The organism is Aquitalea aquatica, assembly GCF_013911085.1.
Classification (GTDB): Bacteria; Pseudomonadota; Gammaproteobacteria; order Burkholderiales; family Chromobacteriaceae; genus Aquitalea; species Aquitalea aquatica.
This window is the reverse complement of sequence record NZ_JACERN010000017.1, coordinates 128,524-138,762: the sequence shown is the minus strand read 5'-3', so window position 1 is coordinate 138,762 and position 10,239 is coordinate 128,524. Positions and strand designations below refer to the sequence as shown.

Annotated in this window: 14 protein-coding genes; 1 reads left to right on the top strand and 13 read right to left on the bottom strand. The window is 58.9% G+C overall.

The features are described 5' to 3' along the window. Positions 1-74: 74 nt before the first annotated feature. The 5 genes from H2Z84_RS05135 to H2Z84_RS05115 are packed head-to-tail and all read right to left on the bottom strand — an operon-like array spanning position 75 to position 2,285. Positions 75-434, bottom strand: coding sequence for a hypothetical protein (locus H2Z84_RS05135; protein WP_181835019.1), 360 nt, complete (start codon positions 432-434; stop codon positions 75-77). Between the two features lie 49 nt (positions 435-483). Continuing rightward, complete coding sequence (locus tag H2Z84_RS05130; RefSeq protein WP_181835018.1) at positions 484-1,236, bottom strand: phage tail tube protein; 753 nt, start codon at positions 1,234-1,236, stop codon at positions 484-486. Beyond that, positions 1,233-1,418, bottom strand: a complete 186-nt coding sequence (locus H2Z84_RS05125) for a DUF7210 family protein (protein WP_181835017.1) — start codon at positions 1,416-1,418, stop codon at positions 1,233-1,235. The genes H2Z84_RS05130 and H2Z84_RS05125 overlap by 4 nt, the downstream gene beginning before the upstream one ends. Before the next feature lie 16 nt (positions 1,419-1,434). Then, positions 1,435-1,854, bottom strand: a complete 420-nt coding sequence (locus H2Z84_RS05120; RefSeq protein ID WP_181835016.1) for a phage tail terminator protein — start codon at positions 1,852-1,854, stop codon at positions 1,435-1,437. Continuing rightward, complete coding sequence (locus H2Z84_RS05115) at positions 1,854-2,285, bottom strand: gp436 family protein (protein WP_181835015.1); 432 nt, start codon at positions 2,283-2,285, stop codon at positions 1,854-1,856. The genes H2Z84_RS05120 and H2Z84_RS05115 overlap by 1 nt, the downstream gene beginning before the upstream one ends. 122 nt (positions 2,286-2,407) lie before the next feature. On the opposite strand from H2Z84_RS05115, the gene H2Z84_RS05110 reads away from it, so the two are divergent. Beyond that, positions 2,408-2,848 (top strand): hypothetical protein, encoded by a 441-nt coding sequence (locus H2Z84_RS05110; protein ID WP_181835014.1) that lies wholly within the window; start codon positions 2,408-2,410, stop codon positions 2,846-2,848. A gap of 45 nt (positions 2,849-2,893) precedes the next feature. Here the strand turns inward: H2Z84_RS05110 and H2Z84_RS05105 are convergent, their stop codons facing one another. From H2Z84_RS05105 to H2Z84_RS05070, 8 genes are all read right to left on the bottom strand, one after another. Further along, positions 2,894-3,655, bottom strand: coding sequence for a DNA adenine methylase (locus H2Z84_RS05105; RefSeq protein ID WP_181835013.1), 762 nt, complete (start codon positions 3,653-3,655; stop codon positions 2,894-2,896). Next, on the bottom strand, positions 3,618-3,812 hold the full coding sequence (locus H2Z84_RS05100; protein WP_181835012.1) for a Com family DNA-binding transcriptional regulator: 195 nt from the start codon (positions 3,810-3,812) through the stop codon (positions 3,618-3,620). Before H2Z84_RS05100 ends, H2Z84_RS05105 begins: the two co-directional genes overlap by 38 nt. 159 nt (positions 3,813-3,971) lie before the next feature. Next, positions 3,972-5,000, bottom strand: coding sequence for a major capsid protein (locus H2Z84_RS05095; RefSeq protein ID WP_181835011.1), 1,029 nt, complete (start codon positions 4,998-5,000; stop codon positions 3,972-3,974). Between the two features lie 41 nt (positions 5,001-5,041). Continuing rightward, positions 5,042-5,437, bottom strand: coding sequence for a hypothetical protein (locus tag H2Z84_RS05090; RefSeq protein WP_181835010.1), 396 nt, complete (start codon positions 5,435-5,437; stop codon positions 5,042-5,044). A 33-nt stretch (positions 5,438-5,470) separates the two neighbouring features. After that, positions 5,471-6,529 (bottom strand): phage protease, encoded by a 1,059-nt coding sequence (locus H2Z84_RS05085; protein WP_181835009.1) that lies wholly within the window; start codon positions 6,527-6,529, stop codon positions 5,471-5,473. A gap of 208 nt (positions 6,530-6,737) precedes the next feature. Continuing rightward, positions 6,738-7,289 carry a phage virion morphogenesis protein gene (locus H2Z84_RS05080; protein ID WP_181835008.1) on the bottom strand — a complete coding sequence of 184 codons (552 nt, stop codon included), beginning with the start codon at positions 7,287-7,289 and terminating at the stop codon, positions 6,738-6,740. A gap of 110 nt (positions 7,290-7,399) precedes the next feature. After that, positions 7,400-8,695: a phage head morphogenesis protein gene (locus tag H2Z84_RS05075; RefSeq protein WP_181835007.1), complete on the bottom strand. Its 1,296-nt coding sequence runs from the start codon at positions 8,693-8,695 to the stop codon at positions 7,400-7,402. Then, positions 8,685-10,232: a DUF935 domain-containing protein gene (locus H2Z84_RS05070; RefSeq protein WP_181835006.1), complete on the bottom strand. Its 1,548-nt coding sequence runs from the start codon at positions 10,230-10,232 to the stop codon at positions 8,685-8,687. The genes H2Z84_RS05075 and H2Z84_RS05070 overlap by 11 nt, the downstream gene beginning before the upstream one ends. Positions 10,233-10,239 lie beyond the last annotated feature (7 nt).

The following is a 10,239-nucleotide window of genomic DNA, read 5'->3' as shown; positions in this document are numbered from 1 at the left end:
GAAGCGCAGCGGGTACCGCGCTGCATTCGGGTGGCCTGCTTCAATCAGCCGGCCCAGGTTGGTTTCCAGCTGGCTTAGCTGTTCAGCTGGGCCAGGGCGATCATCTCCGCCTGGGCCTTCGCCTGTTCCAGCCGCGCCTTCATGCCGAAAAAAAGCGGGTTCAACTCCCGGCACTTATCGCGCAGCGTCTGCAGATCCGAATCAGCTAGGCTGTCCAGCACGTCTGGTTCCATCGGGGCCATGGCGCGCAGCTCTTCCAGGCGGACATCCGGCAGCAGCATGGCATTCAGCACCAGGTCAGCCTGGTCCGGGATAAGTCCGACATCGCCATGCTGCTGCATGGACTCGACCAGCAAAGCACGAATATCCGCAACGGTCAGTTCGCGGATGGTGATGGTGTGGTCACCGATGGGAATGGTTTTTTCGATACGCATGACAAGCTCCAGGGCGCAGCCAGGCTGCGCCCATCGGTGGTGGAATGGCTTACTTCAGCAGGGTTTCACGTACCCACTGCGACAGGCCTTCACCGGTCTGCAACGGGTCGGCCAGCACTTCAAACTTGACGCCGGAACTACGGAAATCCTTGCCCAGCAGTGCGTACTTGTCCGGGAAACCAAACTTGCCCCGGAAGATCTGCATCACCACTTGCTTGCGGCTAGCTTTATTCACGCCATGGAAGATCAGCGAACGCTCTTTCTGGGAGCCGGCCAGCCATTCGACTACATTGGCTTCCAGCGCCTTGTAACTCACCTTGATCTTTGTGCCGTCCGCGATGCCGCCACCGGCCAGCGGAATGATGCCGGCAGCGGTCGGGAAGTAGTCCTTGCCGGCGATAAAGGGTTGGCCACCTGCATCCGGGGTGACTTGAAAGTCACCGGAACCGATGTGCTGCAGCGGTACCAGAACGCCCTTGAAAGCGGTCTGGACTTCATCGGTAATGGCTTGCTCTTCACGGGCATTGGCCACACCCATGGTCATTTCGGCAATGATCTCCGGCTGGAAAGTGGTCACCTTCAGATCCAGCGATACCGACTTCACCGAGTACAGCTTGTCGTAGTTGCCCTGGCCAGTGTAAGAGTCCGCCAACTCCTGGGTTTCCTGCTCAATGGTCAGGTCAGCGGTTTCGACCATAGCAAACGGGGTGAATTTGGGCACGCCGTACTCAGCCATCAGGACCTGGCCGGAGACCGAGTAAGTGTGTTTTTCAGGTGTCAGGATGACGGGTGCGTAGCTCATGCTTCAGGCTCCGAGAGAGTGGGAATAGACTGCTTAGCCGTCGCAGGCTTGGCAATGTGGTTGCGATATAGCCAGGCGGCCGTGCTGGGGGATACGTCCAGCTCATGGCCAACTGGGTAGAGGGTACCGGCGTTCTTGTGCTCCACAATCAGCTCGACACGCTCTTTCTGGGGCGATGCCATGGGGTCTCCTTTCATGTCATGCATAGAAATCAGCGGTAAACAGCAGCGGGAAATAGCCCCAGTCGCTCATATAGGCGGCTGCAGGCGGTGTCGATGCCTGCAGTGGTTCATACAGCGCGGCATCCGGCGTCCAGCCCAGCAGGGCAGCACGGGCCTTGGCCAGCAGCTCACCGGCTTTGGCCAGCATCTGGTCTGCACCGCCCTGGTAAGCGACCACCACCATCCACTGCTGCAGGATGTGGTTCTGGGCTTCCATGGACTGACCATCACCCGGAATGACATCCCGCACGTAGATCACATATAACGACGGCGAGACTTGTTCACCGCTGGTCACATCGCTAAGCTCACCGCGCTGTACGATCTGGCGGACGTCACTGATCTGGGTTTTGAGCTGGGCCACAATGAGCTGGCCCAGGGCAAGGTGGTCGGGCCGCATCAGTAGTCCCTCATGCTGCGGCGGGTGAACTTGCGGTGCGGGCCAGACATGACCACCTTACCGGTGGAGCTGGCCGGGGTTTCTGGCACCGGCAAGCCCAGCGACACCACGCCATTGGCTACGTCCTTAAGCCACTTCACCCCGTCGTCGTAACGCTTGGTCACTTCTTCACCAGGCTGGCTGGAATAGAGGAAGTAACGCACCAGGTCGGCCGCTACCCGCTCCAGCGCACCAGGTACGAACGGCACCGGCAAGGTATAGCGCTTGCCTAGATAGGAATTGACCAGCTCGGTGGCGTCCCCGATGGCACGACTGACCTTGCCCTGGTCAACTTCGCCGGTATTGGTCGGGTCAGTGACGCGCAGCAGGAACTCTCGGCCAAAGCGGTCTTCCAGGCCTTGCTGGGTGATGTAGGGAGTAGAAGTAGTCATGCCCGCATTGTGCGGGCATGGGGAGTGCAAAAAAGGCAGGAAAGGGTTCGGTAGACAGATGGATGTGGGTACAATTTATGGCCATGTAGTGATGACAAATCCATCAACACCAAGGTGAGGCCATGTCCATCGAAATTCATAGAACTGAAAAGCCCTCGACAGTGATCGGTATGACTACTGATGAGTCTCAATTTTTTATTGCAAACACTCGTACGAATGGACTCCTTCATAAGGGTTACTTATCCCCAGTTAAGGATGCTGTCCAAGAAGTCATTGATCTTGAAGTAGAACTGAAATCATTACTTGGCACAGAGAGTCGCGATCACTTTGTGAAAGTTCGCAACGTGTTCGTTGATGACAAGACAAATAACATCACTCTGTATGTTGACTATCTACATGACAAGAATGTCAGTCCCTTCATTAGTGCCGATGAAATTGCTAATCGTTTGGGTAACGGATACGTTGATCAACATGGATCTGGTCGTTACGTAGAGGTTAAAACCATCACAGCTTATTTTGCCTCCGAATCGTTCAATGTGATTGCAGATCACTTTTACAAGTAGCAGGCTGGCCAGGAAAGCATCCTGGCCATCTCACATCCTTCACATCTACCAGTTACAGACGATCAGCTCTGCGCTGGCTTTCCCCTTGTTTTGGTTCACGCTGTACTGGATGGCCACTTGCTCCATCCTGAAGCCCGCAAACACGTCACGAATATCAGGGTGGTCGTTGATGCTCAAGATCACCTTGCCCTTGCAGCTGCGCATCACCTCGGCAAGCGCCTGGTACTCCTCAAACGGGAACGGCACACCATAGCCCGCCGTCTGCCAGTACGGTGGATCAGCATAGAACAGCGTATGTGGCCGGTCGTACTTCTTCATGCAGCTTTTCCAGTCCAGGTGCTCGACGTAGGTCCGGGCCAGGCGCAAGTGCGCGGCCGACAGCTCCTCCTCGATGCGCAGCAGATTCATCCTGGGCGGACTGGTAGAAGCGGTGCCAAAGGTCTGGCCACTGACCTTTCCGCCAAAGGCCATCTTCTGCAGGTAGTAAAAGCGGGCTGCCCGCTGGATATCAGTGAGGATCACATCCGGCGTGATCTGCAGCCACTTGTACATTTCCCGTGAAACCAGCGACCACTTGAATTGGCGTACAAACTCTTCCAGGTGGTGTTGCACGACCCGGTAGAGGTTCACCAGTTCGCCCGATATGTCGTTCAACACCTCGACCTTGGCCGGCTTCTTCATGAAGTACAGGGCCGCTGCCCCACAGAATGGCTCAACGTAGCAGGTATGTTCCGGGAACAGCGGCAGGATGTGTTTGGCAAGGCGGCGTTTACCGCCTATCCAGGGAATGATCGGTAGGTTTTGCATCAGGCGATATCTCTGGCACGCCCTGGTGCGCTGGTCGGTGGCTCGTGGCCTTGAAATGATTGAGTATCCGGCAGCGCGGACACTTAATACTGAGGGTGATGTACTGGCCTTCGGCCATTTTCCGGCCGCAATGGCCACAGCGAATATCGGTGTTCATGTCTCTGCAAGGTCGTTAAAACCCGTTAGAATTGCCAGGCTTTCGTGCACGAAAGTGGCAGCCTTGGGTTGGCCTGCAGGTTCAGTCTGCGGTCAGCTGTCCGGGTAGGTGTTAGTAGCACCCACCCGGTCGCTGTCTCTCTATCGCCTTATGGCGTTATCAGGTCAGTTTCAATTCCACCAGCACACCCGGACGGGCGCACAGCGGCAGCGGGTTAGACTGGGTATGGACATCCACACCACGGTCAAAGTCGGTGTTCTTGATCTTGGCGTAGTACGGCTGGCCCAGGGTACCGACTGCCTCCATGAAGTCACCCGGCGCGTCGTACATCAGGAAGGTCTGGCGGGTACCCTGCGGATAAGCGTGGCCGGTGCCTTCACTGATCAGCGACACGGTGCTCTTGCCATCAGCCTTCGGCACTTCACCGGTGTACTCTTCAAAGATCACACCACCGAACTTGAAGCCGCCACGCACGTCACCGCCGATATTCTCCTGGGCAGCGGCCCAGCCCTGGAATGCCTTTTCCACATTCGGGTGGGTGGTCAGTGCATCCATGAAGTCTGCATCGACGTAAGCGCCGACGCCGGAAGAGACATCACCTAGCATGTTCTTTTCAATGTGACGGCATACATCCATGCAGGCTTTTTTCACATTGAACTTCGGGTCAGACAGCTTGAATTCGATCACCGTTTTCTGGATGTCGAAGGTCTTGTACAGGTCGTACAGCACGTCGCCGTCACCATCCAGAATGATGCCTTTCAGCGCACCCAGCATCATCCATTCCTGGGTCAGATCGTGACGGACCTTCATGTCCTGCAGATGGTTGTTCACCACATTGGCGACGTCGGCCACCGTCAGGGTGTCATTGCTGCCAAAGGCGCGGGAGCCAGTAATCTCTGCGGCCTGAATGGTGTCGTCGTGCGGGATGTGCGGCACCCCGAAGAACTTCACGTTTTTCTTGTCGCGCTTGGTGCGTTGACCCGGACTGCCAACATCCTGGTTGGCCAGCAGGTGAATACGGCCACCGGCATACTCCAGAGCGATGGTGCGGGAATTCACGCCCTTGCGTACAAAGATGCCGGACTGGCCAACTTTGGAGTAGGTATTCGGCAGCAGCTTGATCGACTCGGTCAGGCTGGCGACACCGAAGGCGGGGTCTTTCAGAAGGTCAGCGATAGATTGAGGCATGCTCAGTTTCCTTTGCTTGAGGTCGTGACGGCTGGTGACGCTTAGTCGCCGGCACGCTCGGTGATACGGATGCCACGGGCCGACAGCTGGCGGTAAACGTGGCGGTAGTGGGCGGCGGCAGAGGTTTGCGCGGCCTGCAGCTCCGGCAGCGTGTCCAGAGCGACCAGGCAATCACCGGCCACCGTGGCGACCTCGCGGGAGGTGACGCCGGCATCGGCTGCCGGCAGTGCGTGGCGGGTCACGCCTAGCACGAAAGCAAGCGGATCATCACCGGCATGCCAGGGCACAGCCAGCTCATCGTCCAGCGTGGCCACACCGAGGATGGTGCCGGCCGGCAGTGCAGCCGGGCCGACTACAAGGGTTTCACCGCATTCGTCCGGCTCACCAACCAGCGGGATCTGGGGCGGCAGGGTCTGATTGATCGTCAGGGATTCCATGACTTTCCTTTTCTGGCCAGGGGCCGGGTTGGGTTACTTGGTGCCGGCGCGGGCCTTGGCGTTGGCAATCAGCGGGTTGTCACCACCCTGCTGGTTGTCATGCTTGCTGTTGGCGGCACGCATGGTGGTTTCGGTACCGGGCTGCACCACGGCCGGGGCGGATTTCACAAAGTCCTTGAAGGCCTTCATGTCAGTGCTGCACATGGCCTGGTAGAAGTTGCGACTGGCCGGCGTGATCTTGCCGGCAGCAATGGCTTCATCCAGCACCTTGTCGACTTCGGCGGCAGCAGTACCGGCTTGCAGCTGTTGCAAGCTATTGGCCACGCGCTCGTATTCGGCCTTCGGTACAAAGCCGGTCATGATGCTGTTGGCCACCGTCTTGAGGTCGGCATCGGCAGCCGCACCGGTTGCCTGGCGCAGACTGTTCATGGCGGTCTGGGTCGAGTTGCTGACGTCCTGCAGCGTCTTGATGGCATTCAGGGCGGCAGTCAGTTTGCTGGCAGCGTCCATGGCTTCAGTGATGCTGATGCCCAGTTGCTGCAGCAGCTGGTCAATCGGGTCCATGCGGTTCTCCTGTGAGTTGAGGGCACGTAAAAACAGGTTGGGTTGGTTGGTCAGCCCCACGGCTACCAGGCGGACCACGCGGCCGCTGGCATCAAAATCGAAGACGGGTGACAGGTAGCGCCATTTCTTGGCCGTGATCACCTGGGCGGCATCGGCATTCCACTCAATGCGTGCCCAGGTCTCGCCATTCCGAATCTCTAGCTGCTTGATCCAGCCGGCTGCCTCGGCCTTCTGGCCGGTCTGCAGGCACACCATGCTGAGGTGGTCGTAGTCGACCACCGGATCAATGCCCTTCGCCTGGTTTGCTACAAAGTCGGCCAGCACGGCTGCCGTGTCGGTATGCCATGGTCCACGGTCATCGCGGCCCATGAACGTGCCGGCCGGAATGACCGGGCACCATTCGGGCGGCTCGCCATTCGGACCTAGTGCCAGGGCGATGGAAAGAGCGATGGCGCAACTCGCCCGCTGCAGGCCATCAGGCTGCAGGCTGTTCAAGGCACGGATAACGTCTTCTGGGATGAGCTTCATGGGCTGCATTGTGCGCAGCCTGCTGGGGACAAAAACGGGGGAAAGGGTTCGGTAAATGCGCAGACTGACCAGATGCAATGGGCAGCAGGCTGTCTGAGTTAGGAATTAACACGCGTTAACGGGGGTGTACGGTGTTTTACCCCATTACCACCGGCCCTTGGCGGTCTGCCTACACTGCGCATGCGCCAAGGGCGGTTTATGGGGAAAGTCAGGTAGGCTGGAAATGGGAGGCCAGCACGTCCAGCAACTTGGCTTCTGCAGGATCAGCCAGGGTGCCATCGATATCGACCGGCAGGTACTGGCGCATCGGAATGGTGACTTTCAGACCCCGGCCAGCCTGGCCGCCGAAGTTCTGGATAGCAGCATAAGCATCCAGGCCGCTACCCCAAGGGCCAAACCTCAGGCTGTCGCTAGTGGCGTCGTAGCTGAAGGCGGCCCGGCGTAATGTCCCGTCCACTTGCAGGATGCGCTTGGCGGCCAGTCGCCGGGTACCAGCCGCGCTCAGCTTGCCGTCCTTCTTGAAATTCTTGTTGCCGCCATGGTTGCGCAGATAGTTGGCAAGCGTCAGCTCGGCATTGGGTGCCCAGGGCTGGCCATGCCAGTCGGCCTGGTCGGCAAAGCGCTGGTCTGTCTCGGCCTTGGCCCACTCGGCAAAGTCCAGCAGTGCCGGCCGCAGGTTGTGGGCTTGGGCCAACAGTTGGCCCAGTGCCTGGCCAACACTATCGTTGATAACTTGGATTTCAAAGCTGTTGTCACTCATAATGAATATACCGTGCTGGAATACGTGAAATAGCGCTGTACGTATTGCAACCCCGAAAGGGCGTGCACACGCAGGGGGGTGGCGTCCCTGCCAGCACGGTTTTCCTCCTTCTATAGAATCCGCTTGTAAAGCTGCGGATTATCCAAATCCCGTAGGTCCACATAGCCCAGGGTCAGCAAAGTGTTCGTCTGCAAGGTATAGCGCTTCCCTGACGCATCCTTGTCCTTTGTCCGGTAGTTCACGTTAATCGCTGCTTTAACATGTCGGCTGCCATCAGCGGCTTGCCAGACTGCCAGATAAACAGGCTCATCTTTGCCATTATCAATCTGCTGATAAACCCGCTCCGGCTCCCACATTCCGACGACAGTCTGCATGGCATCGTCCAGGGCAATCCGCTTGTCAGCCTTGGCCCCGGTATCGCGCAGCGCATGCTTCACTTCACTGTCATCGACCGACACCACTGCCGTGGCCAGCGACTCGCCCGTGGCCTGTTCTATCTTGTCGACCAGTTGCGGCGAGAGCGCACCGATGTGGAAACGCTGCTTTGTAGGCCGGTAACTGGCCGGGTCTGGGTAGATCTGCTGCACCAACGGCTGCCAGCGCTCCTGGATGACCTTGTCCAGGGCGTCGATATTGTTGACCGCACTCTGGATGGCATCGGCACCAATCCGTGCCGATGTAGTCGCGGCCTTGTCCAGCAGCAGCTTGCCCACGTAGGCCTGACCAGGGGCATAGTCCCAACCAAAGTCGATGCCATCCGGCACATAGACCACGCTGCCATCATCCTGCTCAACCCGGCGCGTCTGAATGACCGGGGCAGTATCCGGGCCAGCCTTACCGTACTTGTCACGCAGCTCCTGCAGCGACACGGCCCGTACCGTGCACTGGCAGCCCCAGCCATTGGGCGGGTAATGGGTTTTCCACCAGGGATCGTCGGCGCGCAGAATCAGCCCATTCCACGCCTGGTGCTGCGGCCGTGGGCGTAGTACCGAGTCGGAATGCACGTAGAGCCAGTACGGCCGGACTTTCAGCATGTCCGGGTCGGTCAGCTGCTGGTAGCGTCCAGCAGCATAGCTGGTCTGCAGGTTGGTCTGGTAGATGACACGGGTACGCCAGTTGCGGCCGCCCTTGAAGTCCCAGCCGTGGGTGGCCACGATCTTGTCAAAGTCGCGCCGAAAATCGGCCAGCGTGCTGCCGCCTTCAATAGCGTTACCCACTGCCTGGCGCAGATCCTCCAGCAAGTCGCTAGCCATGGCCCCGGCCACCACAAAGGAGCGGTCATGCTGCGCCTTCATGATGTCGGTCCACTGTTCAGTCGGCAGGTTCAGCTTCTGCTGGAAATAGTCCAGCTGCGTCTGCCAGGGCTGCTTGAAGACCGCACTCAGCGGAGCCGGGCTATCGGCCATTGCTCACCTCGTAGCGGCCGGACAACTCAGCCAGGCTGAAGGCGGTATTCATCACCCGCTGCAACTGGTCAACCGGCAAGTCACCAAAAGCACCAGTCAACCAGGCCTGGAAGGACTCTAGATCCGGGGCATCGGCCAGCGCCTGGCGAATCACCTGCAGCGTGGCTTCCATCGGGTCGGTCGTCTTGCTGGTCAGCTGCTCCAGGAGCGGTGCCATCGGGTCTGCAGTCTGGCCCGGCTGCAGTGAATTCATCGCACGATAGCGGTTCATCGCTTGCTGGGCCGGGGCATCCACCGGCACCAGTATTGCCTCGCCCTGCTTGGGGCGTTCCAGTCCGAAGCGGGTATAGGTCGACTCTTGCCCTAAGGGCAGGCCGGCGCGCACTAGCGTGTCAACAACCCCGGCCAGTGCAGTCAGATCCTCAGGCTTATTGATCCTCAGCTTGATTGTCGGGTAGGCCGTCTGCACACCCATATTGAGGTCCACCACCGGCTTGACGTAATCGCGGGTCAGCGTGGCTTCCAGCTGCTTGACGTCTGCGTCCAGGATGTCCTCGCGTACTTCATTGTGGACCTTGCCCAGAGCATAGGCCCCGCCGCCGTCTGCGCCACCGGTATTGGTCGACAAGGTCTGGCCTAGTACGATCTTGCTGGTCTGTTTATCGAAGTACTCCGTCAGCCGGGCATAGATATCGACCGAGGCCGTCTTGTTGCCAGCGTCGACAAAGTCGATCTCCATGTTCTTGGGGATGGCGGCCGCCGCATCCGTGCCCAGGCTGCGCAGGGCCATGAGTAGGGTTTCAATGTCCTGCGGCGTGGCCGACACATCGTACTTGCCCACCCGCAGTGGCTGGCCGTAAGCCTCGGCAAAGGTCACCCAGTCCTTGATGGCGTAATTGCTAAATAGGAAGGCCCAGCAGGCCATGCGCGCCAGGCCGCCCCGGATCAGTACGCCCGACTTGGCCTTGACCTTGTGGGTGATGAATTTGTACGGGGCTAGCGCCTCACCATAGATATTGCTGTCCGAGCGCAGGTAGAGGGTTTCCGGCTCATTGCGCCGGATCTGCAACCAGTAGGGCTGCAGGTAGGACAAGCCGACCGGCATCCACTGCTTGGCGCTGGTTTCCCAGTCGATCTCGTGGACACTAAAACCCTTGCCAATCGCGTCTAGGATATCGAACAGGTTTTCTTTGATCGGGGCCAGGGCCTGCTCTACCAGCTCGGCAGCGCGCTGGCTGACGGCATCGTCGCCGGCAGGCTCCACGTACAGCTCAAGGCCAACCAGGGCGCGCTTGCGGGTCGATAGCTCCGAGCCGTAATGCAGGTACTTTTCTTCCATGTCCTCGGCCAGTCGCAGGTATGCGCTGGCATCCCCATTCACTGCCTGGCGCAGCATGTGGCCCAGCAGCTCCGGGTCTAGCCCGTGGCTGGCCGAGGCAATGATCTGACGCACCCCGGTGGTGGTCGGGGTGGCGATGGTGGTTTTGAGCAGGCCGGTGTTAATCGGTTGCCCGTTGTGATCCACAATTTGCAGCATGTTTTGC